At 66.8% G+C, this 25,487-nt stretch carries 22 protein-coding genes and 1 tRNA gene; 16 read left to right on the forward strand and 7 right to left on the reverse strand.

Annotated elements, in window-relative coordinates; translation table 11 throughout:
* Positions 1 to 24: 24 nt before the first annotated feature.
* Positions 25 to 1,215: an acyl-CoA dehydrogenase family protein gene (locus tag ASD71_RS20875; RefSeq protein WP_056569070.1), complete on the reverse strand. Its 1,191-nt coding sequence runs from the start codon at positions 1,213 to 1,215 to the stop codon at positions 25 to 27.
* Positions 1,216 to 1,443: 228 nt separating this feature from the next.
* Between ASD71_RS20875 and ASD71_RS20880 the strand changes: the two genes are divergently transcribed.
* From ASD71_RS20880 to ASD71_RS20905, 6 genes are all read left to right on the forward strand, one after another.
* Entirely contained in the window at positions 1,444 to 1,848 is a 405-nt protein-coding gene (locus ASD71_RS20880) for a Zn-ribbon domain-containing OB-fold protein (protein ID WP_056569073.1), read from the forward strand.
* On the forward strand, positions 1,845 to 3,017 hold the full coding sequence (locus ASD71_RS20885) for a thiolase (RefSeq protein ID WP_056569076.1): 1,173 nt from the start codon (positions 1,845 to 1,847) through the stop codon (positions 3,015 to 3,017). Before ASD71_RS20880 ends, ASD71_RS20885 begins: the two co-directional genes overlap by 4 nt.
* A 15-nt stretch (positions 3,018 to 3,032) precedes the next feature.
* The gene (locus ASD71_RS20890) at positions 3,033 to 4,550 is read left to right on the forward strand and encodes a class I adenylate-forming enzyme family protein (RefSeq protein ID WP_056569079.1); all 1,518 of its coding nucleotides are present in this window, start codon (positions 3,033 to 3,035) and stop codon (positions 4,548 to 4,550) included.
* 57 nt (positions 4,551 to 4,607) lie between these two features.
* On the forward strand, positions 4,608 to 5,582 hold the full coding sequence (locus ASD71_RS20895; protein WP_056569082.1) for a tripartite tricarboxylate transporter substrate binding protein: 975 nt from the start codon (positions 4,608 to 4,610) through the stop codon (positions 5,580 to 5,582).
* Between the two features lie 19 nt (positions 5,583 to 5,601).
* Positions 5,602 to 6,567, forward strand: coding sequence for a nitronate monooxygenase family protein (locus ASD71_RS20900; RefSeq protein WP_056569085.1), 966 nt, complete (start codon positions 5,602 to 5,604; stop codon positions 6,565 to 6,567).
* Between the two features lie 730 nt (positions 6,568 to 7,297).
* The gene (locus ASD71_RS20905; protein WP_056569088.1) at positions 7,298 to 7,969 is read left to right on the forward strand and encodes a lysozyme inhibitor LprI family protein; all 672 of its coding nucleotides are present in this window, start codon (positions 7,298 to 7,300) and stop codon (positions 7,967 to 7,969) included.
* A gap of 20 nt (positions 7,970 to 7,989) precedes the next feature.
* On the opposite strand, the gene ASD71_RS20910 is transcribed toward ASD71_RS20905, so the two are convergent.
* Entirely contained in the window at positions 7,990 to 9,012 is a 1,023-nt protein-coding gene (locus ASD71_RS20910) for a tripartite tricarboxylate transporter substrate binding protein (RefSeq protein ID WP_056569091.1), read from the reverse strand.
* Positions 9,013 to 9,246: 234 nt separating this feature from the next.
* Positions 9,247 to 10,146: a LysR substrate-binding domain-containing protein gene (locus ASD71_RS20915; protein ID WP_056569094.1), complete on the reverse strand. Its 900-nt coding sequence runs from the start codon at positions 10,144 to 10,146 to the stop codon at positions 9,247 to 9,249.
* Between the two features lie 152 nt (positions 10,147 to 10,298).
* Between ASD71_RS20915 and ASD71_RS20920 the strand changes: the two genes are divergently transcribed.
* From ASD71_RS20920 to ASD71_RS20930, 3 genes are read left to right on the forward strand one after another with little or no spacing between them, the layout of a single operon-like run.
* On the forward strand, positions 10,299 to 11,213 hold the full coding sequence (locus ASD71_RS20920) for an SDR family NAD(P)-dependent oxidoreductase (RefSeq protein WP_056569098.1): 915 nt from the start codon (positions 10,299 to 10,301) through the stop codon (positions 11,211 to 11,213).
* A gap of 9 nt (positions 11,214 to 11,222) precedes the next feature.
* On the forward strand, positions 11,223 to 12,083 hold the full coding sequence (locus tag ASD71_RS20925) for a MaoC/PaaZ C-terminal domain-containing protein (RefSeq protein WP_056569101.1): 861 nt from the start codon (positions 11,223 to 11,225) through the stop codon (positions 12,081 to 12,083).
* Positions 12,080 to 13,297 (forward strand): CaiB/BaiF CoA-transferase family protein, encoded by a 1,218-nt coding sequence (locus ASD71_RS20930; protein WP_056569103.1) that lies wholly within the window; start codon positions 12,080 to 12,082, stop codon positions 13,295 to 13,297. Before ASD71_RS20925 ends, ASD71_RS20930 begins: the two co-directional genes overlap by 4 nt.
* A gap of 15 nt (positions 13,298 to 13,312) precedes the next feature.
* On the opposite strand, the gene ASD71_RS20935 is transcribed toward ASD71_RS20930, so the two are convergent.
* From ASD71_RS20935 to ASD71_RS20950, 4 genes are all read right to left on the reverse strand, one after another.
* Positions 13,313 to 15,610: a hypothetical protein gene (locus tag ASD71_RS20935; RefSeq protein WP_056569106.1), complete on the reverse strand. Its 2,298-nt coding sequence runs from the start codon at positions 15,608 to 15,610 to the stop codon at positions 13,313 to 13,315.
* Between the two features lie 27 nt (positions 15,611 to 15,637).
* Positions 15,638 to 15,709: transfer RNA gene (locus tag ASD71_RS20940), tRNA-Trp, on the reverse strand.
* Positions 15,710 to 15,810: 101 nt separating this feature from the next.
* Positions 15,811 to 17,334 carry a fumarate hydratase gene (locus tag ASD71_RS20945; protein WP_056569109.1) on the reverse strand — a complete coding sequence of 508 codons (1,524 nt, stop codon included), beginning with the start codon at positions 17,332 to 17,334 and terminating at the stop codon, positions 15,811 to 15,813.
* Positions 17,335 to 17,496: 162 nt separating this feature from the next.
* Complete coding sequence (locus ASD71_RS20950; RefSeq protein ID WP_056569111.1) at positions 17,497 to 18,264, reverse strand: crotonase/enoyl-CoA hydratase family protein; 768 nt, start codon at positions 18,262 to 18,264, stop codon at positions 17,497 to 17,499.
* Positions 18,265 to 18,532: 268 nt separating this feature from the next.
* Here ASD71_RS20950 and glyQ point away from each other — a divergent pair, with 268 nt between their 5' ends.
* From glyQ to gloA, 7 genes are read left to right on the forward strand one after another with little or no spacing between them, the layout of a single operon-like run.
* On the forward strand, positions 18,533 to 19,444 hold the full coding sequence (glyQ, locus tag ASD71_RS20955) for a glycine--tRNA ligase subunit alpha (RefSeq protein WP_056569114.1): 912 nt from the start codon (positions 18,533 to 18,535) through the stop codon (positions 19,442 to 19,444).
* A complete protein-coding gene (gene glyS / locus ASD71_RS20960) occupies positions 19,445 to 21,583 on the forward strand; it encodes a glycine--tRNA ligase subunit beta (RefSeq protein ID WP_056569117.1) in 2,139 nt (712 codons plus the stop codon).
* Complete coding sequence (gene gmhB / locus ASD71_RS20965) at positions 21,580 to 22,119, forward strand: D-glycero-beta-D-manno-heptose 1,7-bisphosphate 7-phosphatase (RefSeq protein ID WP_056569120.1); 540 nt, start codon at positions 21,580 to 21,582, stop codon at positions 22,117 to 22,119. The genes glyS and gmhB overlap by 4 nt, the downstream gene beginning before the upstream one ends.
* Positions 22,120 to 22,123: 4 nt before the next feature.
* Positions 22,124 to 22,852 (forward strand): 1-acyl-sn-glycerol-3-phosphate acyltransferase, encoded by a 729-nt coding sequence (locus ASD71_RS20970; RefSeq protein ID WP_056569123.1) that lies wholly within the window; start codon positions 22,124 to 22,126, stop codon positions 22,850 to 22,852.
* Positions 22,839 to 23,891 (forward strand): YgjP-like metallopeptidase domain-containing protein, encoded by a 1,053-nt coding sequence (locus ASD71_RS20975; protein ID WP_156395241.1) that lies wholly within the window; start codon positions 22,839 to 22,841, stop codon positions 23,889 to 23,891. Before ASD71_RS20970 ends, ASD71_RS20975 begins: the two co-directional genes overlap by 14 nt.
* A 46-nt stretch (positions 23,892 to 23,937) precedes the next feature.
* Positions 23,938 to 25,080: a 2-aminoethylphosphonate--pyruvate transaminase gene (locus tag ASD71_RS20980; protein ID WP_056569124.1), complete on the forward strand. Its 1,143-nt coding sequence runs from the start codon at positions 23,938 to 23,940 to the stop codon at positions 25,078 to 25,080.
* Positions 25,081 to 25,091: 11 nt separating this feature from the next.
* A complete protein-coding gene (gloA, locus tag ASD71_RS20985) occupies positions 25,092 to 25,487 on the forward strand; it encodes a lactoylglutathione lyase (protein ID WP_056569127.1) in 396 nt (131 codons plus the stop codon).

The raw sequence follows: 25,487 nt of genomic DNA on the forward strand, positions 1-25,487 counted from the left end.
TCCTGTCGAGGTTGCGCGGCGAGCCTATACGCCCAGCACCAGGCGGGCGATGATGCCCTTCTGCACTTCGGTCGTACCGCCGTAGATCGAGGTCTTGCGCATATCGGCATAGCCGGCGCCCGCGGCGGCTGTCATCTCCGGCCCGGGGCCGTGGAAATCGTTGCCGGCCACCAGCCAGTCCGGGTCATAGGGCCAGGCGTCCGGCCCCGCCACTTCCATCTGCAGCATGGCCAGGTCCTGCTGGATCTCGGAGCCGCGGATCTTCAGCACCGAAGCCTCCGGCCCCGGCGTGCCGTCGTTGCTGGCGGCCACGCGGAGCAGCAGCATTTCCAGCGCCATGATGTCGACCTCGATGCGCGAGATGCGGTCGCGCATCCGGCTGTCCTGCAGCAGCGGCCTGCCGCGCGATTGCGCGCGCGCCGCCATGTCCTTCAGGATGCCCAGCTCGCGGTGGCAATGGCCCAGGCCCGCGATGCCGGTGCGCTCGTGACCGAGCAGGTACTTGGCGTAGGTCCAGCCCTGGTTCTCCTCGCCGACAAGGTTGCCGGCCGGCACGCGCACGTTTTCCAGCCAGACCTCGTTGACGTCATGGCCGCCGTCCAGCGTGCGGATCGGACGCACCGTGACGCCCGGCGCACGCATGTCCAGCAGCAACATCGAGATGCCGCGCTGCGCGCGCGCATCGGGGTCGGTGCGCACCAGGCAGAACATCCAGTCCGCATACTGCGCCAGCGTCGTCCAGGTCTTCTGGCCGTTGACCACGTAGTCGTCGCCATCGCGCACGGCACGGGTCTTGAGCGACGCCAGATCGGAACCGGAACCCGGCTCGGAATACCCCTGGCACCACCAGTCCTGCACACGGATCATGCGCGGCAGCAGCCGGGTCTTCTGCTCGGCGCTGCCGTACTTCATCAGCACGGGGCCGATCATGGACAGCCCGAACGGCAGCAGCCGCGGCGCGCCCGCCTTGAAGCATTCCACTTCGAAGATCAGGCGCTGCAAGGCGTTCCATCCCGTGCCGCCATGTTCGACCGGCCAGTTGGGCGCGCCCCACCCCTGGTCAGCCAGGATGTTGTGCCACCGCACGTAGTCATCGCGTTCCAGCCGCTGGTGCCGCAGCACCTTGGCGCGAATGTCGTCCGGCAGCTTCTCGGCGGCGAAGGCGCGCACGGCTTCGCGGAATTGGCGCTCTTGCGGCGTCCAGGTCAGGTTCATGGTCCACCTCCTTTGCCCGGTATCTAGCCACGGCGCGCACGACCGGACAATCTGCCTCTCCCGAAGACGGGCTTCGCGTTGCGTGTAGGGCGCGCGGTCCACTACGGATTGGCAAAAGTCCTGCTTCAGCAATGAAGAATGGCCGAAGCGGTTGGCAGTGCCGACACTAGGGCCTGTTCAGATTCACGCTTCAGATTCACGCTTCAATCACTGGAATCCCATCGCACCATGACTGCTCCCGATCAGACGGATGGCGTCTCGCAAGGCGTCGAGGCGCAATACCGCCAGGCGCTCGACGAAGGCCGCTTCCTCATCCAGCGCTGCGGCGGTTGCGACCGCGCCGTGTTCTATCCCCGCATGATCTGCCCGCACTGCGGCGCGGACCGGCTTGTTTTCGCGGCGCCCGACGGACGCGGCACCGTGTACTCCACCACCGTCGTGCGGCGCAAGCCCGAGGCAGGCGGCGACTACAACGTGGCGCTGATCGACCTGCAGGAAGGCGTGCGGCTGATGAGCCGCGTCGACGGCGTGGCGCCGGACGCCGTGCGCATCGGCATGGGCGTGCGCGCGCAGGTGATCCAGCAGGACGGCCGCGGGCTGGTCGTCTTCGTTCCCAACAAGGAGGCGGCATGACGCTGAATGATTTGCGCGGCGCCGTGGCGGTGGCCGGCGTGGGCCACGCGGGCCTCGGACAGGCCACGGGCTTTACCGAAATGGAAATCCTGGTGCAGGCGGCGCAGCGCGCCGTGGCGGACGCGGGCCTGACGATGCGCGACATCGACGGCATCTGCACCGCCAGCGTGGCCGCGCCGATGTGGGCCATGCCGGTGATCGAACACCTGGGCATTCGGCCGACGTTCATCGACAGCACCATGCTGGGCGGCTCGAGCTTCGTAGCGCATCTGATGCCGGGGCTGCACGCGCTGGCGTCCGGCCAGTGCAATGCCGTGCTGGTCTGCTACGGCAGCACGCAGCGCACCTCCACGCTCAGCCGCGCCGAGGTCGGGCGGGTGCGCAAGCAGTTCGATCCGCACCCCTACGAGTCCCCCTACGATCCGCTCAACCCGCTGTCCTCGTATGCGCTGGCGGCCGCCCGGCACATGCATCAGTACGGCACCCGCCGCGAAGATCTGGCGCGGGTGGCGCTGGCGGCCAACCAGTGGGCGCAACTCAACCCGGAAGCCCACTTGCGCGAGCCGGCCACGCTGGATCAGATTCTTTCCGCGCGCATGGTGTCCGATCCCTTGAGCGTACGCGACTGCTGCCTGGTCACCGACGGCGCGGGCGCCTACGTGCTGGTGCGCGCCGACCGCGCCCGCGACCTGCCGCGTCCGCCCGTCTATGTGCTGGGCAATGCAACGGCCGTGTGGAACCGGCAGATCTCTTCAATGGAAGACCTGACGGTCACCGCCGCCGCCGAGTCTGGCAGCCGCGCGTTCGCGATGGCGGGCCTTGCCCCCAAGGACATCGACGTCGTCGAACTCTACGACGCTTTCACCATCAACACGCTGCTGTTCCTGGAAGACCTGGGCTTCTGCGCCAAGGGCGAAAGCAAGGAGTTCATTGCGGACGGCGGCATTGCGCCCGGGGGCCGGCTGCCGGTCAACACCAACGGCGGCGGCCTGTGCTGCGTGCATCCCGGCATGTATGGCGTCTTCATCATGATCGAGGCGGTGCGCCAGCTTCGCGGCGAATGCGGCGAACGGCAGGTTCCAGACGCGCAGCTTGCGCTGGTGCATGGCAATGGCGGTACCCTGTCCAGCCAATCGACCGCCATCCTGGGCACCCAGGCAACTCTTTGATCCGACGTATCACCCATGTCTCACGCTGAATCCATCACCCGCATCCACGACATTCTGGCGCTGCAGGCGCGCCGGCAGCCCGACGCCATCTGCCTGTACGAGGAAGGCGGCGGCACGGTGACCTACGGCCAGTTGTGGCAGCGGGTGCAGGACACGGCGCAATGGCTGCGCGGCCAGGGCGTGCAGCCCGGCCATCGCGTGATGATGGTGGGCGAGAACTGCACGGCGATGCTGGCCGCGCTGTTCGGCTGCGGGGTCGCGGGCGCCTGGCCCGTGGGCGTGAATGCGCGCCTGTCCGGCCGCGAGATCGACAACATCCGTCAGCACGCGCAGCCCGAGCTGGTGCTGTTCACGACCGGCGTGTCGACGGCGGCTGCCGCCCATGCCGCTTCGGCGGGCGCGGTTGAAGCGGACGCGGCAGTCTGGGGACCGGGCATCGCTGCCGCGCGCGCGGCCGAGCCGACGCAGGCTGAAACCGGCGAGCTGGCCAACGAGGTCGGCACGGTGATCTACACATCCGGCACGACCGGCGCACCGAAGGGCGTGATGGTGCCGCATCGCGGGCTGATCCACTTTGCGCGGGTATCGGCGGCATCGCGCCGGCTGACCCCGCACGATATCGGCTACGCGGCGCTGCCGATGTCGCACATCTTCGGCATCGCGACGGTGCTGATGTCCACGCTGCACGCGGGCGCCAGCCTGGTGCTGCGCAGCCGCTTCGATCCGGACGACGTGTTCAAGGCGCTGGCGCATCCCGGCGTCAGCATCCTGCAAGGCGTGCCGACGATGTTCAGCCGTCTGATGGCGGTGGCGCCGCCCCGCGCGGATCTGCGCGCGCCGGCCCTGCGCTACCTGTACACGGGCGGCGCGGCGCTCGATCCGACGCAGAAGCGCGATGCCGAACGCTACTTCGGCGCGCCGATGCACCACGGCTACGGCATCACGGAGTACGCGGGCTCGATGTTCATCACGGACATCGACGCGCCGCGCGACGATTGCTCGGCGGGGCATGCGGTGGACGGCGTGGAGCTGCGTGTCGGCAACCCGGACGCGGTCCCTGCGCCGGGCACGCGTGGCGACCTGCTGATCCGCGGTCCGGGCGTGATGCTGGGCTACTACCGCAATCCGGAACAGACGGCGCAGGCGCTGCTGCCGGGCGGCTGGCTCAACACGGGCGACATCGGCTACGTGGACGACAGCGGCGCGCTGTTCATCTCGGGGCGTTCGAAGGACCTGATCATCCGGTCGGGCTTCAACGTCTACCCGATCGAGGTCGAGTCGGTGATCAACGCGTTCCCCGGCGTGCGCCTGTCGGCCGTGGTGGGACGCGACACCGAAGATCACAACGAAGAGGTCATCGCCTTCGTCGAACCCCTGCCGGGCGCGACGATCGACACGAATCTGCTGATGCTGCACCTGCGCGCCCAGCTTGCCCCGTACAAGCGGCCGGCGCGGATCATTCCCATCGAGACGATTCCCACCACCGTCAGCGGCAAGATCCTGAAGCAGCCGCTGAAAGAAAGGCTGGCGTAGACGCGGACAGCTGTTCCGCTCTGACGACCGGCCACTTATGCACAAGGAGACAAGAGCGTGAACATCAAGACCCTGATCGCCGCGGCCTCGGCCGTGGCCGCGCTGGCTGGCGCGCAAACCGCCTCGGCCCAGACGTATCCCGACCGTCCCATCCGCCTGCTCGTGGGCTACGCCCCGGGCGGTCCGGTGGACACGACAGCGCGCGTCTTTGCGAAGTATCTCGGCGACAAGCTGGGACAGACCGTGGTGGTGGAGAACCGGGCGGGCGCGAGCGGCATGATCGCGTCGGACGCGACCGCCAAGGCCACCCCAGACGGCTACATGCTGGGCTTTGCCGCCAGCCCCACACTGACGATGTCGCCGCTGGTCCAGCGCAGCACGCTGTTCGATCCGCGCAAGGATTTTTCGCTGCTGGGCCTTGTCGTGGACTACGCCAACGTGTTGTTGATCGGGCCGCAGATCCCGGCGAAGAACGTGGGCGAACTCGTGACCTATGCGCGCGAGCATCCGGAGGCGGTGTCGTTCGGGTCGGCAGGGATCGGGGCGTCGAACCACCTTTCGGCGGAGCTGCTGAAGAAGCAGGCGCAGGCGTCGATGCTGCACGTGCCGTATCGGGGTAATTCACCGGCGATGATGGACGTGGTGAGCGGCAAGGTGACGTTCATGTTCGACATCACGAGCACGGCGATTCCGTTTGTGAAGAGCGGTAAGGCGCGGGCGCTGGCGGTGACGTCGAAGACGCGCAATCCGGAGTTGCCGGACGTGCCCACGATGATGGAGGCCGGCATGAAGGATTACGAGGTGGTGGGCTGGTATGCGCTGGTGGGGCCGAAGAAGCTGCCTGATGCGGTGACGGCGCGGCTGACCCGGGCGCTGTCGGAAGTGTCGAAGGACCCGGCTTTCCGTCAGGCGATGACGGAAGGCGGGTACACGATCAACACGGGCGATTCGCAAGCCCTGCAGGCGCGGATCGACCGCGAGTACGCGTTGTGGTCGGACGTGATCCAGACCGCGAACATTCAGGCCAACTGATTTTCCCCGGAGCATCACGATGAATTCCCCGTCTGCATTGCGAGACCAGATCCGCCTGCCTGTGATTGGCGCCCCGATGTTCCTGGTGTCGGGGCCGCAACTGGTGGTCGCGCAGTGCGCGGCGGGGATCATCGGGACGTTTCCGTCATTGAACGCGCGGCCGCAGGAGCAATTGCACGAGTGGATCACGCGGATCGAGGACGGGCTGGCGGCGCGGCGCCTTGCGGCGCCGTCGGAGAAGGTGGCGCCGTATGGGGTGAACCTGATCGTGCATCCAAGCAATCCGCGCTGGCAAGGAGACCTTGCGATCTGCGCGGAACGCCAGGTGCCGCTGCTGATTACGTCGCTGCATGCGCCGGAGGCGGTGGTGAAGGCGGCGCATGCCTATGGCGGGCTGGTCTATCACGATGTGACGAACGTGCGGCATGCGAAGCGGGCGCTGGACGCGGGGGTTGACGGGTTGATCCTGGTTGCCGCGGGGGCTGGCGGACATGCGGGGCAGATGAATCCGATTGCGCTGGTGAATGAGATACGGGCGTTTTATGACGGGCCGTTGGCGTTGTCCGGCTGCATCAGCCATGGGAAGGATATTTTGGCGGCGCAGGTTCTGGGGTGCGATTTTGCCTATATGGGAACTCGGTTTATTGCGACGCGGGAGTCGTTGGCGGGGGATGCTTACCGGGAGATGGTGTTGGCGGCGCAGGCGGGGGATGTGACTTATACGGCTTATTTTTCGGGGGTGCCGGCGAACTATCTGTCGGAGAGCATTTTGGCCGCGGGGTTGGATCCTGTTGTGCTGGCCAGCAATGGGGTGGCACCGCCGGCAAATATGGACAAAAGTTCACGGCCTAAGGCTTGGAAGGATATTTGGAGTGCTGGGCAGGGGGTGGGGGCTGTGCAGGAGGTGTTGGCTGTTGCAGAACTGGTGGCGCAGTTGGAGGGGGAGTATCTCGGGGCTGTTGCTGCTGCGTCGCGGCGGGTTTGAGTTCTTTTGACGCCCGGCGCGTCGGCGGGGTCGGGCTCGTTCTTTTGACGCCCGGCACGTCGGCGGGGTCGGGCTCGTTCTTTTGACGCCCGGCACGTCGGCGGCTTGGCGCGCGCGGGGCTACGATTGCGGTCCGGAGCCTTCGCTCCGGACTGCCCCGTCGTCATCTTCGTCCAGGCCTGCGGCCTTCCCTTCAGATTCCCTCGGGCGCATCTACACGCCCCGCGCGCGCCAGGCCGCCGACGCGCCGTGCTCGGGTGGCTTCAGCTTGGCGGGCGCTGGGGCGGGGTGGGTTCTTGAGGGTTTTGGCTGCGCTTGCGCGGGTTTGGAGCGTCTTGCGGGGCCCGCGCCCGGTTGGCCGCGCGGGCGGCCTCCGGACGCTTACGCGGTGTCTTGCGTTCGTGGATGACGCTTCGCGCTTGCAGCCGGGGGTGTGCTCGGGTGCCAGATACCTTACTCGCGATGTGCGGCGGTGTTGCTGGTGTCTGACACCCTTGGGGCACATCTGCGGCATGACGACAGTCTTCGCAGGGTGTCTGACACCTGTCCCAGTTCGGGCGTCGCAATCTGCGCTGGTGTCTGACACCCTTGGGACACATCCGTGGCATAACGGCAGTCTTCGCAGGGTGTCAGACACCATCTCCGAGATAACGGCAACACCGGTAAACTGCGCGGTCATGCGGCGCCGGTCGGCGGCCGGACTTGTTCATCCTCTGGAGAACTTCAAACCATGATCCGTTATCTGGTCCTTTCGGCTTCGCTGGCGATGGCTGGCAGCGCAGTGGCCGCCCCGTCGTTCAATTGCGCCAAGGCCTCCACGCCGGTTGAGAAGTCGCTTTGCGGCAATTCGAGGCTAGGGGATCAGGATGCCGCCATTGCGCAGCAATTCAAGGCCGTGCGCGATGAACTGGATGCGGAGGCGGCCAAGGCATTGGTTGCCGATCAGAAGTACTTTCTGGGCGTACGCGACAACGCTTATGCAGAGCCCTACGTGCAAAGCACGCCTTTCGAGGCGCTTACCGACACCATGCGCTACCGTCTGGCGTTCCTGAAGGCGATCAATCCCAAGCCGGCCGACGGATTTGTCGGCAAGTGGAGGAACATCGAAGGCGAGATCGAGATCACGCAGAATTCGCGTGGCGAGTTGCTGGTGGCGGCGAATTCGGCGCGGCCGTATAACGGGAACTGGGTTTGCGATTTGAGTGGTCGAGGCGCCGTGTCGGGCGACACGCTGACGGTGACCTATCAGGATGGACCGCCCTGGACGCTGACGCTCAAGCGCAGCGGCGCGGTGCTGGTGACGCGCGAGACGCCGCCTGCCGGTGTGAAGAATGACGGCTTTGGGCCGCCGTTCTGCGGCATGAACGGCAGTCTCAATGGCGCCTGGTTCGCGGTGCGCTGATCGTCACGATCCTGACCGGATCACTCCAGCTTGATGTTCGCGGTCTTGATGAGGTCGCGCCACTTTGCGATTTCGTCGCGCACGAATTTGCCGAATTCCTCGGGCGAGCCCGGCTTGGGCTCCGCACCCGCCGCGATCATTGCCTTTGCGGTGCTGTCGTTCGACAGCACTTTCACCATGTCCGCATTGATACGCTTGACGATGTCGGGCGGCGTGCCTTTGGGCGCCATGACGCCACTCCACGAGTAGGCCTCGTAGCCGGGCAGTCCTGATTCCGCGATGGTGGGGATGTCGGGAACCATGCTGGACCGTGTGGGGTTGCCAACGCCCAGCGCGCGGATCTTGCCGCCCTTGAGGTGCGGGACGGCGGAGGGGCCGTCGGCGAACATGACTTGCACTTGGCCGCCTAGCAGGTCCTGCATGGCGGGTGCGCTGCCGCGGTAGGGGACGTGCTGGATGCGCACGCCGGCCATGGCGTTGAAGAGTTCGCCGGCCAGGTGCGTGCCGCCGCCGGTGCCGGAGGAGCTGAAGGACAGCTTGCCGGGGTTCTGCTTGGCGTAGGCGATGAGTTCGCTGACGCTGTTGACGGGCAGCGACGCATTGACGACGAGCACGATGGGAAATACCGCGGCCATGCCTACTGGCACGAAGTCGGTGGTGATGTCGTAGCTGAGGTTGTTGCGCAGGCTGGGCAGCACGGCGTGGTGGATGGACGCGAAAAAGAAGTTGTAGCCGTCGGGCTCCGCTTTCGCAGCGAATTGCGCGCCGACGATGCCGCCGGCGCCGGATTTGTTGTCAACGACGGTGGGCACGGACCAGAGTTGGCCGAGAGGCTGCGTCGTGAAGCGCGCGGTGGTGTCGACCGGTCCCCCGGCGGGAAACGGGACGATGAAGGTCACGGCGTGGCCCGGCCAGGTGGCGGCGCGGGCCCAGGATGGAAGCATGGCGGCGGCGCATGCGGCGCCCAGCCCCGCGAGGACGCGGCGGCGGTCTTGATGGATCACGGCAGTCTCCTGAGTCTTGTTCTGGTCACGGCTGGACATCGCGTGCTGCCGCCCGCCGCTGTTTTTTATTATTTGCCGAATGCCGGAGAAGTCCGCTACGTATTTGCAAAAGCCCCTCTTTCGCGGGGGCTGAAGGATGGGCCGCACGCGCGGGCACGCCTTGTATGGCAGCCCTACGGCGCATGGGCTAGGACTCATGGGGTCAGGGCAAACCCCGAGCGACGCATCTGTCGGGCGATTGGGACCGCAGGCGCGCTGTCGGCTCCCGACTACCTATTGCCCACGCGCGGCGCGCTGCACGTGGCCGATGAAGCACTCCGCGAAGCTGGGCAGGTCGCGGCCGCGTTGGCGGCACAACAGGCGATCGCGTAGCGCCCAGGGGTCGTCCAGCTTGAGCACATGCAGAAAGTCGGGACGGCTGTAGCGCGCCGCGCAGGCGCGTGGCACGACGGCGATGCCCGCGCCGGCCTCGACCATGCGGCACACGGCCTCGAAGCTGCCCACGTGCACGCGCTGGCAGATGCGCTTGCCAAGGCCACTGGCGATGTCTTCAAGAAAGGTCTGGATCGCGCTGTCCGGGTGGATGCCGACGAACTGGTAGGCGTCCACCAGGTCCGCGAAATGCGCGGTCTTCTGCGCGGCCAGCGGATGGTCCAGCGACGTGACCACGGTGAGTTCGTCGCGGAACAGCGGCGTGACGTCCAGGCCCTCGACATCGATGTTGCCCGCGACAAGGCCCAGGTCCCCGGCGCCGGCACGGATGGCAATGACGATGTCGCCAGAGATTTTTTCTTCCAGCTCGACATCGACGTCAGGGTTTTCCGCCAGGAACGTGGACAGCGCGTCGGCCAGGAAGGAATTGGTGGCGGTGGTGTTGGCCAGCAGACGTAGACGGCCTTTCAGGCCGCTGGCGTACGGCTGCAGATCGGCGTTCAGGCATTCGAGTTGGCGGAAGACGGCATTGGCGTGCTTGAGCAGCACTTCGCCGGCGGGCGTGAGCGCCACGCCCGTGGCCATGCGCACCAGCAGGCGGGCCTTGAATGCCTCTTCCATGTGCTTGACCCGCGCGCTTGCCGCCGGCAAGGACAGGAACGTGCGTTCCGCGGCACGGGTCAGATTGAGTGTTTCGCCCACGTTCAAGAACAAACGCAGGTCCGTCAGATCATGTCTCATGTTCCACCACGCAGAAGGGGGGCATTTCTAATTTTGAATTCTTCGAATGCCGGGTCGAATCTACCATGAGGCCATGCCCATGAACCAGACGGGTTGATGCGGAACTGTTTTCCACACACGGCGTGCGCGCCGCAGCACAGGAGTCAAAAGCAATGAGCGGCTTGGTATCCGGAAAGGTGGTGATCGTGACGGGCGCGGGCGGCGGCATCGGCCGCAGCGTGGCGCTGGCAATGGCGGAGGCGGGCGCGAAGGTCGTGGTGAACGACATCGGCGTATCGCTCACCGGCGAAGGCGGCGCGGACGGTCCCGCGCAGGCGGTCGTGAAGGAAATCGTCGAAGCGGGCGGCCACGCCGTGGCCAACACCGACAGCGTGGCCGCGTACGACAGCGCCAGCCGCGTCGTGCAAACCGCCATCGACGCATTCGGCCGGGTGGACGCGGTGATCAACAACGCGGGCAACCTGCGCGACCGGGTTTTCCACAAGATGAGCGAAGAGGAATGGCGCCAGGTGATCGACGTGCACCTGAACGGCTCGTTCTACATGAGCCGCGCGGCGGCGCCCTACTTTCGCGAACAGGAATCGGGCGCCTTCGTGCACATGACGTCCACGTCGGGGCTGATCGGCAACTTCGGCCAGGCCAACTACGCGGCCGCCAAACTGGGCATCGTCGCGTTGTCCAAGTCGATTGCGCTGGACATGGCGCGCTACAACGTGCGGTCCAACTGCATCGCGCCGTTTGCCTGGAGCCGCATGACAAGCTCCATCCCCGCGGAGACCGACGAAGAAAAGGCGCGCGTCGAGAAACTGAAAAAGATGGAAGCCGGCAAGGTGGCGCCGATGGCGGTGTTTCTGGCCAGCGACGCGGCCAGCGAGATAACCGCGCAGATCTTCGCGGTGCGCGCCAACGAGATCATGCTGATGAGCCAGCCTCGCCCGCTGCGCACGGTGCATCACAGCGAAGGCTGGACGCCGGAACGCATCGCCGAGATCGCCGCGCCCGCCATGCGCAAGCACTTCTATGCGTTGGAGCGTTCGCCCGACGTGATCGACTGGGATCCCATCTGAGGCCGCCACATGCCGTTGGACTATGCAACCGTGAAGGACTGGCGCTTTGACGATGTGCGCCAGCGCTATGAACAGAAGGACACCATGCTGTATGCGCTGGGCATCGGCCTGGGGCAGGATCCGGAAGACACGGGCCAATTGCGCTACGTGTACGAAAAGGACCTGCGCGCGTTCCCGACGATGAGCGTGATCCTCGGCTACCCGGGCTTCTGGGTCAGCGACCCGCGCTCGACGGTGGACTGGGTGAAGGTCGTGCATGGCGAGCAGCGGCTGACGCTGCATGCGCCGCTGCCGGTGTCGGGCGTCGTCACCGGCAGAACACGCAACACGCACGTGATCGACAAGGGCGCGGACAAGGGCGCCATCATCGTCAGCGAACGCACGCTGCACGACGAAGACGGCCAATGCCTGGCGACCCTGCGATCAAGCACCTTCTGCCGCGGCGATGGCGGTTTCGGCGACGGCGATGCCAGCCCCGAGGCCCTGCCCGCCGCGCCCGACGGCGACCCGGAATTGCGCTGCGAGCTGCGCATTCCATCCAGCGCGGCGCTGCTGTATCGCCTGAACGCCGACCGCAATCCGCTGCACGCAGACCCGGACGTCGCGCGTCAGGCGGGTTATCCCCGCCCCATCCTGCATGGTCTGTGCTCGTACGGCGTGGCCGCGCATGCCATCGTCAAGACCTTCTGCGATTACGATGCCGCGCGGCTCACCAGCCTGAACACGCGTTTCTCGGCTCCCGTCTATCCGGGCGAGACACTGCAATGCGATATGTGGCGCATGCCGGATGGCCAGATCCGCTTCATTGCCCGCGCCAAAGAGCGCGGCGTCGTGGTCATGAGCCACGGCACCGCGACGGTGCAATCATGACGCGCCCGCCTCCTCTTGACGGCATCCGCGTGCTGGACCTGTCGCGCATTCTGGCCGGCCCGTGGTGCACGCAGAACCTGGCAGACCTGGGCGCCGACGTCATCAAGATCGAACGGCCGCACGTCGGCGACGACACCCGAGCGTGGGGGCCGCCCTTTCTGAAGGACGGAGATGGCCAGGACACCAACGAATCGGCCTATTACCTCAGCGCCAACCGCAACAAGCGCTCCGTCGAGGCCGACATGGCCACGCCGGAAGGCGCGGCGCTGATCCGGGAATTGGCCGCGGTCAGCGACATCCTTGTCGAGAACTTCAAGGTGGGCGGCCTGGCCAAGTACGGGCTGGACTACCAGAGCCTCAAGCAGATCAATCCGCGCCTCATCTATTGCTCGGTCACCGGCTTCGGCCAGGACGGTCCGTTTGCGCAGCGCCCCGGCTACGACTTCATGATCCAGGGCATGGGCGGGCTGATGAGCATCACGGGCGAGCGCGACGACCTGCCCGGCGGCGGGCCACAGAAGGCGGGCGTGGCCGTCACCGACATCGTCACCGGCATGTACGCGACCGTGGCGGTGCTGGCGGCCCTGCAAGAGCGCCATCGCAGCGGCCAGGGCCAGCATCTGGACATCGCGCTGCTCGACAGCCACGTGGCCTTGCTGGCCAACCAGAACTCCAACTACTTCAACTCGGGCGTCGCGCCCACCCGCGCCGGCAACGCGCATCAGAACGTGGTGCCCTACCAGGTGTTCGCCGCCAGCGACGGCCACCTGATCGTGGCCACGGGCAACGAATCGCAGTATCGCGCCTACTGCCGCGCCATCGGCGTGCCGGAGCTCGGCGACGATCCGCGCTTTGCGACCAACCGGCTGCGCGTCACCAACCGCGTGGAACTGATCGGCATCCTGACCGACATCATGCGCGAAGGCCGGCGTGATGACTGGATTGCCAAGCTGGAGGCGGTGGGCGTGCCGTGCGGGCCGATCAACGACATCGCCCAGGCATTCGCGCACCCGCAGGCGCAGGCGCGGCAGCTGCGGCGAGACATGCCGCATCCGGCCGGCGGCATGGCGCCCGTGACGGCCAGTCCGCTGCGGTTTTCGGATTCGCCCGTCGTGTACCGCCGCGCGCCGCCGCTGCTGGGCGAGCACACCAACGAAGTGCTGCGCGACGTGCTGGGCAAGTCGGCGGAGGCGATTGCGGCGTTCCGGAAGTAGGAGGACTCGGCCCGCTCAGTGCAGGCCGTCGAGCAGCCAGTGGCGCGTGTTGAACCAGCCCCGGAACACGCGAGCGCCTTGCGGGCCGGCGTCGTGCTGCGGCAGACGCTGGCCGTCTGCCGCCAGATGCAGTCCGCGCATGATGGGTTCGAAGCGGTTGCGAAACGCCCCGCTCTGCGCCTGGAAATGCGCATCCATGGCGACGATCGCGGCCGCCTGCTCGGCCTGCGGCATCATCGACAGAAAGAACAGCACCTGCCGCCAGGCATAGGCGGTGTTCCGGGTCATCCGCACACACGCATGCCAATCGTGGATCTTCATTTGGTGGCGCGCGCAGATCCACTCGAAGCCGGCAACCGCCATCTGGCCATAATGGCCGCGTAGCGCCGCGTCCAACCCCGCGTCTTTCACCAGCACCGCAAGATTCTGCGTGGTCAGTATCTGCTGCTGCTCGATGACCATGCCGTTGGCGCCCACTTGGCCGAAGCCAGGCTGTACGCCGGCGCGCGCGGCGCACAACCGGCCAAACGCGTCGGCCTCGGCGTCGTCGCCGCGAGATTTTCGCGGTAACGGCAGCGCCAGCACCTGGCTGGCATCGATGTCGAAATAGCGGGTGTACAGAGAGTCGCCGAGCAGCGCCGCCGCGCATTGCGCCGCTTCCAGGAATTTGCGTCCGAAACGCCCCATGAAGATGTCCGCCGCCACCTCATCCACCAGCGGCAGCGTCCATTGCGCACGCTCGGCAAGTGCGTGCAGTTCCCGCAGCAGCTTGTTCGGCACGGGCGCATGCGGGAATGACGCCAGGGCAAGTTCCGCGATTTCCGTCAGCGCGGCGCGGGCCGCGTCGGCGTCCTGCCGCGCCGGACGCCGAAGATCTTCCAGGGCCGTGATCCAGGGCAACCGGTCGAACGACGCCTGCCGTTCAAGGTTCAGCAAGAGAAGCGAACGGCGCCGGCGGAACGCCCGATAACAAGCGCTGTACAGCGTGCGCAACGCGGCATCGTCAAAGCCGCCGCCTTGCAGGCCCGACGTGATCTGCGGCGTGAGCGTCGCCAGGAAGTCCGGCGAGGTGATCAGCCCCTGCGCCACCAAGTCGGCAAGCGTGCCGCTTTGGCAGCGCTGTGCGCGCCGGGCGATGGGCGCCGGAACCGGCTCGCCCGGCGGCAATTGGAGCGTTGCGGCTTCGGTTGCGCTCAACGGCGCCAGCACCGGGGCCAGGTCGTGCACGCCGGCCGACTGCGGATGACCCTGCAAGCGGGCGGCCACCAGGCGCGCGATTTCATGGAATCCGACAGCGGACACCTCCTCGCGCTGACGTTGGCGCAGGGCCTCGTGCTCCGCAGACCTGGGCTCGCCATGCGCGGCTACGAAATCGCGAACGATGCGGCGTATACGGCCGACCTGCCTGCCGGTAAGACCGGCAGCGTCCTGCGCGCATTGCGCCAGGAGGTCGAAGAGCTCGCGCTTGTGACGATGCCTGCGCGACGTGCCGGCCGGCGACTGGCCACTGTCCTGGGCCGCATTGATCTCGTTCGTCAGCGCCTGGGCGCGTGGAATCCAGTCCTGCGGATAACGCCGGCACGGCCAATCGTCCTCGACCGTCTCAAGAAACAGGGCGACGGCGCGGTCGTAATGCGGCAGCAGGGTCAGAACGGCCGCACGCTGCGCCGCGATGCGCGGTTGCGCGGGCAGGCTGGACAGCCGCGCGGCAACGTCGCCGGCGGTGCTGACATGGATGTCGGCGCCCGACGCGTCATCGGCCGATCCGGGCGCGGGGAAGAAGCGCAGACGGTCAAAAAAAGGCGCCACCACCGCGACCAGTTCCCGCGCCGCGTCGGCAAGCCCCTGCCCCAACAGCCACGCCGCCACGGCCAGCACAGCTTCTTCCGGCACCTCGATGCGATAGTCGCCCCGCGCCAGGCTGTCTTGCAGACGCGCGACGCCGGCCTCGCTGAGAAACCAGGCGTTGAGATCGCGCCGTTCGTTGCCCGGCGCGATGCCGGAAAGCGTCGCCGCCAGCTCGCGCTCGTAGGGCGTCAACGGTCCACCGGCAAGCAGATCCCCCGTGGCAAAGCCGCCGGTGGCGACGTCCAGCGTCACCCAGTCGGGAATGCCGGGCAGCGGCGTGGCGGAGCCGTAGGTAGCCGAGCCGTCCAGCGCACGCGCCAGCACCTGGCGCCAGCGCTCAACGCGCACCGCCGCGCGTTCGCGCACGGCGGGGTCCGGGTGGGTCTCGTGGGTCAGGAAGGCTTTGGCGAGCATGGCGGCGGCATAGCCGCCACCCGCCCCGTGCGCATCCGGCGCGTCATCCATGATGCGTGGCTCAGGTAAGAGGAAGGGATCCGGGAGCTGGATTCGAACCAGCGCCTATCCGGACTGGAGCCGGATGTTCTGCCGCTGAACTATCCCGGAACGACGGACGGAGTATATACATCGCTTGCGTAGCGCACCCGCCTAAAAAAAATTGGCCGCTGGGCTCAGCGGCCAATTTGCACTTCATGCAGTCACTGCGTTCAGGCAACGGCGACCGGGATCTTGCCGATCTTGGCCTGCCATTCCTTCGGGCCGGTCGTGTGGACCGAGGTGCCTTGGGCGTCGACCGCCACGGTCACCGGCATGTCCTTCACGTCGAACTCATAGATGGCTTCCATGCCCAGGTCCGCAAAGCCCAGCACCTTGGCGCCGCGGATGGCCTTGGACACCAGGTAGGCAGCGCCGCCGACGGCCATCAGGTAGGCCGAGCCGTGCTTCTTGATGGCTTCGATGGCGACGGGGCCGCGCTCGGACTTGCCGATCATCGAGATCAGGCCCGTCTTCTCCAGCATCATGTCCGTGAACTTGTCCATCCGCGTGGCGGTGGTGGGACCTGCGGGGCCGACCACTTCATCGCCCACCGGATCCACCGGACCCACGTAATAGATGACGCGGTTGGTGAAGTCCACGGGCAGCGGCTCGCCCTTGGCCAGCATGTCCTGGATGCGCTTGTGCGCGGCATCGCGGCCGGTAAGCATCTTGCCCGACAGCAGCAGGGTCTGGCCCGGCTTCCAGCTGGCGACTTCTTCCTTGGTCAGCGTGTTCAGGTCGACCTGCTTGGACTTGTTGTAGTCCGGCGCCCAGTGCACGTCGGGCCACTCGGACAGCGACGGGGGATCCAGGCGCGCGGGACCGGAGCCATCCAGCTCGAAGTGCGCGTGACGCGTGGCCGCACAGTTCGGGATCATGGCGACGGGCTTGGAGGCCGCGTGCGTCGGGAAGGTGCTGATCTTGACGTCCAGCACGGTCGTCAGGCCGCCCAGGCCCTGCGCGCCAATGCCCAGCGCGTTGACCTTTTCGTAGAGCTCGATGCGCAGCTCTTCCAGCTTGTTCTGCGGGCCGCGGGCCAGCAGCTCGTACATGTCGATGTCTTCCATCAGCGACTGCTTGGCCATCAGCATGGCCTTCTCAGCCGTGCCGCCGACGCCGATGCCCAGCATGCCGGGCGGACACCAGCCGGCGCCCATCGACGGGACGGTCTTGAGCACCCAGTCCACCAGTGAATCGCTGGGGTTCAACATGGCGAACTTGGTCTTGTTCTCGGAACCACCACCCTTCGAGGCGATTTGCACGTCGACCTTGTCACCCTGGACAAGCTCGACGTGCAGGATACAGGGCGTGTTGTCGCGCGTGTTCTTGCGCGCAAACAGCGGGTCGTCCAGCACGGAGGCGCGCAGCGGATTGTCCGGATTCAGATAGCCGCGGCGCACGCCTTCGTCACAGAGCTCCTGCAGGGTGCGCTTGGTGTCAAAGCGCACGCTCATGCCGATCTTCAGGAAGACGTTGACGATGCCGGTGTCCTGGCACAGCGGACGCTTGCCCTCGGCGCACATGCGCGAGTTGGTCAGGATCTGCGCCATCGCATCGCGCGCGGCCGGGCTTTCCTCGCGCTCGTAGGCGCGCGCCAGGTGGCGGATGTAATCGACGGGATGGTAATAGCTGATGAACTGGATGCCATCGGCTATCGACTGGATCAAGTCTTCTTCTTTAATGATGACGGACATGGCGATTTGCAGGTCTGGAGGGGAAACGTGAAAACGCGGCTGATCCGGTGATCAGCCGCAGTAGAAAAGAACTATTTTGCCGCCGGGCCGCCCCAAGGCAAAATGCGCCCCCTCGGGGGGGCAGCAAGCGCGCGGAGCGTGCGCGGCGTGGGGGCCAACCACTTATTTGCCTTGCCACACGGGCTTGCGCTTCTCGGCGAAGGCCGTGGCGCCTTCCTTCGCGTCGGCCGACGTGAAGATGTGCGCGATCAGCGGGCGCTGGCGGTCGAACATGCCTTCCTGGTCCCAGTCGCCGCCTTGCGCGACGATGCTCTTGGCGGTCTGGACGGCCAGCGGGCCGTTTTCGACGATGGCACGCGCCAGTTCCAGCGCGCCGGCCAGGGCTCCGCCCGGCTCGGTCAGGCGGTTGACCAGGCCGAAGGCGTGGGCGCGTTCGGCGCTCAGCATTTCGCCGGTCAGGATGACTTCCATGGCGATGTGGTACGGCAGGCGGCGCGGCAGACGCAAGAGGCCGCCGGCGCCGGCCACCAGGCCGCGCTTGACTTCGGGCAGGCCGAACTTGGCGTTGCTGGCGGCCACGATCAGGTCGGAGGCCAGCGCCATTTCGCATCCGCCGGCCAGCGCGTAGCCTTCGACCGCGGCGATCAGCGGCTTCTTGGGCGGGCGTTCGTTCAGGCCGGCAAAACCGCGGCCTTCCACGTAGGGGCGTTGGCCGGACGCGGCGAACGCCTTCAGGTCCATGCCCGACGAGAACGTGCCGCCGCCACCCGTCAGGATGCCGATGCGCACGTCGTCACGGCTGTCCAGCTGGTCCAGCGCGGCGGCCATGGCCACGGCGGTTTCCAGGTTGATGGCGTTCTTGGCCTCGGGACGGTTGATCGTGATGATCTGGATGCCGTCGGTGACTTCCACCGTGATCAGGTCAGACATGGGACTGCTCCTTTTTCGCGAATTTCTCGGAATCGGGTTCCGGGTTTTATATAAGACTCAGGCTCAACCCGGAATCATACGACCATTGGTTTACGGGCGCAGGCAAAGGCCCCCTCGTGTCCACCAGGGGCACATTCGGGGACGCCTTCGGACCCAGATGTAACCGGTACGGCCCCGCCCGGGCCCGCTACAGCCGCAGGCCAGTTAAAATGCCGGGTTTCCCACGCGCGGGGCAGTTTTTGCCCGGCGGCCGAATTCCAAGAATCCTATGCTCACCTTTCAGCAAATCATCCTTACGCTCCAGGAATACTGGGACAAGCAGGGTTGCGCCCTGCTGCAGCCCTACGACATGGAAGTCGGCGCCGGCACCTCGCACACGGCCACGTTCCTGCGCGCCATCGGTCCGGAGCCCTGGCGCGCCGCCTATGTGCAGCCCTCGCGCCGCCCGAAGGATGGCCGCTACGGCGAAAACCCCAACCGCATGCAGCACTACTACCAGTACCAGGTCGTGCTCAAGCCCGCGCCGCCCGAAATCCTGGATCTGTATATCGGTTCGCTGAAGGCGCTGGGCATCGATCCCACGCAGCACGATATCCGCTTCGTCGAGGACGACTGGGAAAACCCCACGCTCGGCGCCTGGGGCCTGGGCTGGGAAGTCTGGCTGAACGGCATGGAAGTGACACAGTTCACGTATTTCCAGCAGGTCGGCGGCCTGGACTGCACGCCCACCACCGGTGAAATCACCTACGGCCTGGAACGCCTGGCCATGTACCTGCAGGACGTGCAAAGCGTGTACGACCTCGTCTGGACGGAAGGCGCCAACGGCAATCGCGTTCTGTACCGCGACGTGTTCCACCAGAACGAAGTCGAGCAATCCACCTACAACTTCGAACACTCGTCGGCCGAGATGCTGTTTGCGCATTTCAACGACTACGAAGCCGAAGCCAAGCGCCTGATGGACGTGCCCCTGGCGCTGCCGGCCTACGAGGCCGCGCTGAAAGCCGCGCACACCTTCAACATGCTGGACGCGCGCGGCGCGATCAGCGTGACCGAGCGCGCCGCCTACATCGGCCGCATCCGCAACCTGTCGCGCACCGTCGCGCAGGCCTATTACGATTCCCGCGAACGACTGGGCTTTCCCATGCTGGGCCGCGACAAGGCCGCCGGGGAGGCAGCATAAATGACGACGAACATCCGCCCGCTGCTGGTTGAACTGCTGACCGAAGAACTCCCGCCCAAGGCCCTGCAGAAGCTGGGCCAGGCCTTTGCCGAAGGCGTGCGCGCCACGCTGGACCGCCACGGCCTGCTGGCCGAGGGCTGCGCCGTCACCCCGTACTCGACGCCGCGCCGCCTGGCCGTGCACCTGTCCGCCGTGCTGGCGCAGGCGCCCGACCAGGCCTATGCCGAAAAGCTGATGCCCGTGAAGATCGGCCTGACCGAAGACGGCAAGGCCACGCCCGCGCTGCAAAAGAAGCTGGCTGCCAAGGGCCTTGAAAACATCGACGTGTCCACCCTGGACCGTGAATCCGACGGCAAGCAGGACTACCTGGTGGCGCGCGGCACGGCCGCGGGTGCGCAACTGGCTGCCGGCCTGCAGGAAGGCATCGAAGCCGCCATCGACGGCCTGCCCATCCCCAAGGTGATGCGCTACCAATTGGCGGACGGCGTCTCCACCGTCAAGTTCGTGCGCCCGGCGCATGGCCTGATCGCCCTGTTCGGCGCGGACGTGGTGCCGGTCTCGGCGTTGGGCCTTGCCGCCGGCCGCGAAACACTCGGCCACCGCTTCATGAGCGAGGGCGCCATTGCCATCGCCGATGCCGACGCCTACGTCGCCACGCTGGCCGAAAAGGGCCATGTCGTGGCCTCGTTCGAGGCGCGCCGCGCCGAGATCCAGCGCCAATTGCAGGAAGATGCGACCCGCCTGTCCGCCACGCTGGGCGATGACCCCGAAGTGGCCGCGCTGCTGGACGAAGTCACCGCGCTGGTCGAGCACCCCACCGTGTACGTGGGCGAGTTCGAAGAGCAGTTCCTGCAGGTTCCGCAGGAATGCCTGATCCTGACCATGCGGCTGAACCAGAAGTACTTCCCGCTGTTCGACCCGGCGACCGGCCGTCTCACCCACCGCTTCCTGATCGTGAGCAACATGCGCACGGACAATCCGGTGAACATCGTCGAAGGCAACCAGCGCGTGGTGCGTCCGCGTCTGGCCGACGCGCAATTCTTCTTTGAAACCGACCGCAAGACGCCGCTGGCCGCGCGTGTCGAACAGTTGGGCTCCATCGTTTATCACAACAAGCTCGGCACCCAGCTCGAGCGCGTCGAGCGCGTGCGCGCGATTGCCCGCGGCATCGCCGGCGAACTGGGCGGCGACGTGTCCGCCGCCGACCGCGCTGCCATGCTGGCCAAGGCCGACCTCGGGTCGAACATGGTCGGCGAGTTCCCCGAGCTGCAAGGCATCATGGGCGCGTATTACGCCGCCGGCGACGGCGAGCCCGCCAGCGTCGTCGAAGCCCTGCGCAGCCAGTACCGAAACCGGTACGACGCGCCGGTCACGCAGGACACCCTGACTGCCGCCACGCTCTTCATCGCCGAGCGCGTCGAAACGCTGGTCGGCATCTGGGCGATCGGCCTGGCCCCCACCGGCGAACGCGACCCCTTCGGCCTGCGCCGCGCCGCGCTGGGCCTGATCAGCGCCTTCGAACAACTGGCCGCGGGCGGCTGGCTGAAGATCAGCCAGAACGGTCCGCTGACGCTGGACGGCCTGCTGCAATTGGCTGCCGGCACGTTCCCGGCCGGCAAGATCCCGGCCGACACGCTGGCCGAGGTCCGCACCTTCATCTATGAACGCTATCGCAACCAGCTCATCAACGACTTCGACCGCAACGCCGTCGAGGCCGTGATCGCGCTGACCCCGCCGCTGCACCAGGTGGCCGAACGCGTGCGCGCCGCCGCCGCGTTTGCGCAGCTGCCCGAGGCCGCCAGCCTGGCCGCCGCCAACAAGCGCATCGGCAATCTGCTCAAGAAGGCCGAGGGCGAGATCGGCGCCGTGAACGACGCCGCGCTGGTGGAGCCCGCCGAAAAGGCGCTGGCCACCGCCGTGGCGGCCCTGCGTCCCAAGGCCGAAGCGCAGCTTGCCGACGGCGACTTCGCCGGCAGCCTGTCCACGCTGGCCCAGGCCCGCGAGCCGGTCGACGCGTTCTTTGCCGACGTCATGGTCATGGCCGAAGACCCGGCCGTGCGCGCCAACCGGCTGGCCCTGCTCGCCCAGCTGCATGGCCTGATGAATCAGGTCGCCGACATCTCCAGGCTCGCCCAGTGAAGCTCATCATCCTCGACCGCGACGGCGTCATCAATCAGGACAGCGACGCATTCGTCAAGACGCCTGACGAATGGATCGCGCTGCCGGGCAGCCTGCAGGCCATCGCGCGCCTCACGCAGGCCGGCTGGAAGGTGGTGGTTGCCACCAACCAGTCGGGCTTGGCACGCGGCCTGTTCGACATGGACACGCTGACGGCCATCCACACCAAGATGCGGCGCGAACTGGCCGCGGTGGGCGGCAGCGTCGATGCCATCTTCATGTGCCCGCACGGCCCTGACGACGACTGCAGCTGCCGCAAGCCGCGTCCCGGCATGTTCGAGCAGATCGGTCACCGCTACGACATCGATCTGGCCGGCGTGCCGGCGGTGGGCGATTCGCTGCGTGACCTGCAGGCCTCGTCGGCCGCGGGGTGCTCGCCCTGGCTGGTGCTGACGGGCAATGGCGCCAAGACGCAGGCCAAGGGCGGACTGCCGGACAACACGCGCGTCTGCAATGACCTGTCGGCCGTGGCCGACGCCCTGCTGCAGGACGCGTGACCCGATGGCCCGGCTTCGTTCCTTCCTGTACTTCGTGTTTCTGGCCGTCACGGTCATTCCGTACGCCTTCGCCTGCGTGCTGTGGGCGCCGCTGCCGCTGCACTGGCGCTACAAGCTCACGGTGGGCTGGCCCCGCCTGGCCATCTGGGGCGCCAAGGTCTTCTGCGGCATCCGCTGGCAGGTCAAGGGCTGGGAAAACCTGCCCGACGGCCCGGCGGTGCTGCTGTCCAAACACCAGTCGGCCTGGGAAACCCTGTTCTTCCCGGCCTACATGCCGCGCGAGGTCTGCTTCGTCTACAAGAAAGAGCTGCACATGGTGCCGTTCTTCGGCTGGGGCCTGGCGCTCTTGCGCATGATCGCCATTGACCGCGCCAAGGGCCGCGACGCGTTCGAACAGGTGGTCAAGCAAGGCCAGACCCGCCTGAACGAAGGCCGCTGGCCGCTGCTGTTTCCCGAAGGCACGCGCGTGCCGCCCGGCCAGGCCGGGCGTTTCAAGATGGGCGGCGCGCTGCTCGCTTCGCGCACCGGCGCCGTGGTCATTCCCGTTGCGCACAACGCCGGCGAATGCTGGCGCCGCAACGCCTTCGTCAAGTACCCCGGCATGGTCACCCTGTCGATCGGTCCCGCGATAGAATCCAAGGGACTCACCCCCGACGAACTGAACCAGAAGGTTCAAGCATGGATCGAAGGGGAAATGCGGCGTCTCAACCCCGAAAGGTATGCCCAGCACTGATCAGCTAGAACTCCTGTTCGGTACGCAGGAAGACGCCGCGCCCGCGGGCGCGTCGCCGCTGATCGGCGTGCCGACGCCGACGGCCGCCCCCCGGGCGCCGTCCGCCGGGCCCCAGACTCACCGCCCCGACACGCACCGTCCCGACACGCACCGCCCCGACACGCCCCAGCCCGTCGCGCCCGCCAACCTGTTTCCCGACGCCGCCAAGGCGCCCGCCACCGGCGAGCCGCTGCTGACGCTGTCACCCAACGCGGCCTCGCGCGTGCCCACGCCCTGCCCTGACCCGCTGCCGCCCGGTGCGCGCTGGCGCGAGGTGCCCACCGAACAGCAACCCATCGGCTTCGTGCTGCTGCGTTCGCGGCGGCGCAGTATTGGGTTTGTCATCACCGACGATGGCCTGCGCGTCACCGCTCCCAACTGGGTGACGCTGACGCAGATCGACGACGCAGTGCGTGAAAAGTCCCGCTGGATCCTGACCAAGCTGCGTGAATGGCATGCCCGCAAGCAGCAACTGGCCATGGCCCACACCCGCTGGCAAGCAGGTGGCGAACTCCCGTATCTGGGCCGGCGCATCGTCATCGGCGTGGGTGGCGACAGCCGTCAGGCCAACCTGTCCGGCGACGCCGATGCGCCGCAGGACGGCGACACGCTGTGGCTGGCGCTGCCGTCCCACGCCGACCAGGGCCGCATCCGCGATGCGGCGCAAGCCTGGCTGCAACAGCGCGCGGGCGCCTGGTTCGGCACGCGGCTGGCCCACTTCCTGCAAATCAGCGGACTGAAGATCAGCCGCTGGCGCCTGTCGTCGGCCGCCACCCGTTGGGGCTCCTGCACCAGCGACGGCAACATCATGCTGAACTGGCGCCTGATTCATTTTGCCCCGGCCATCATCGATTACGTCATCGCGCACGAGCTTGCCCATTTGCGCGAGATGAACCACAGTCAGGACTTCTGGCGCGAAGTGGGCCAGATCCTGCCCGACTTCGAAGACGCCAAGAACATCCTGCGGCGTCACGATCCTGCTTCGCTGCCTCAGTTCTGAGGCGCCGGAGCACACCAGCGTCTCAGCGATCCCAAGGAGAATCGAAATGCTGCTGCTGATTCCGGGCCCGGTCACGACCGATGCGCGGGTGAAGGCCGCCATGGCGCAGGACTACGCGCCCTGGGACAACGATTTTCGAACCCTGTACCGGCAGGTCTGCGACGGCGTGCTGGCGATTGCGCAAGCCAGCGCGGATGAACACGTGGCCCTTGCCCTGCCCGGCTGCGGCCATTTCGCGGTCGAAGCCGCCCTCCGTACTTTCGTGCCGCCCGGCGGCCGCGTGCTGGCGCCGTCCACCGGCGCCTATGCGGCCCGTCTGCAGAAACTGGCCGGCGAGGCCGGCCGCGTTGCCGTGCCGCTTGCGGTGGGCAAAACCGAGCGCGTGGACCCGCAGGCCGTGGCCGACGCGCTGGAACGCGACCCGACGATTACACACGTGGCGCTGGTCTACAGCGAAACCGGCAGCGGCATCTGCCACGACGTGCCCCATCTGGCGCGCATCGCCCATGCGCTGGGACGCCGCGTGATCATCGACGCCGTGTCCGCCTTCGGCGCGCTGCCGCTCGAACTGCGCGCCTTGCCTGCGGTCGATGCCGTGGTGCTGACCGCCAACAAATGCCTGGAAGGCCTGCCCGGCGCCGCCTTCGTGGTCGCGCGCCGCGACAGCCTGGATGCCGCGCGCGGCAATGCGGGAAGCTGGTCGCTCGATCTGGCGGACATCTACCAGCACACGCTGGCGCCCAACGCCGGTCCCCGCTTCACCCCCGCCGCCCCCACGCTGGCGGCGCTGGCCGTGGCGCTGGAGCTTTTCCGCCAGGAAGGCCGCGAGGCCCGTCTGGCGCGTTACACGGCAAACATGCGCACGCTCTATGATGGCGTGATCGAACTTGGCCTGACCCCGTACCTGCCGCCCGAGCTGCAAGGCCCCATCGTCGTCAACGTCCGCGCGCCGGATGCCCCGACCTGGCACCTGCAGCTCTTTGTGGACGCGCTCAAGCAGCGCGGCTATGTGATCAGCAACTTCACCAACACCGAAGAACCCACGTTCCGGGTCGGCTGCATCGGCGCCTTTGGCGCCGGCCAGATGCGGCAGGCGGTCGACGCCATGGGCGGCGCGCTGCGCGACATCGGAATCTCCCGGGAACATGTCGGAAATGCCCGGCTTTTCCCCCAACCTCTCATCGCTTAAGGAAACCTCCCATGCGTCTGCTCCACACCATGCTGCGCGTCGGCAACCTCGACACGTCCATCGACTTCTACACCAACGTGCTCGGCATGCGTCTTCTGCGCCGCAACGACTACCCGGACGGCAAGTTCACGCTGGCCTTTGTGGGCTACCAGGACGAAGTTGATGGCGCCGTCATCGAACTGACCCACAACTGGGACACCGACAAGTACGACCTGGGCAACGGCTACGGCCACATCGCCCTGGAAGTCGACAACGCCTACGAAGCCTGTGACAAGGTCAAGGAACGCGGCGGCAAGGTCACCCGCGAAGCCGGCCCCATGAAGCACGGCAAGACGGTCATCGCCTTCGTGGAAGATCCCGACGGCTACAAGATCGAATTCATCCAGAAGAAAGACCGCCAGGACTGA

It is taken from the genome of Achromobacter sp. Root565, from assembly GCF_001427425.1.
GTDB classification, from domain to species: Bacteria; Pseudomonadota; Gammaproteobacteria; order Burkholderiales; family Burkholderiaceae_B; genus Achromobacter; species Achromobacter spanius_D.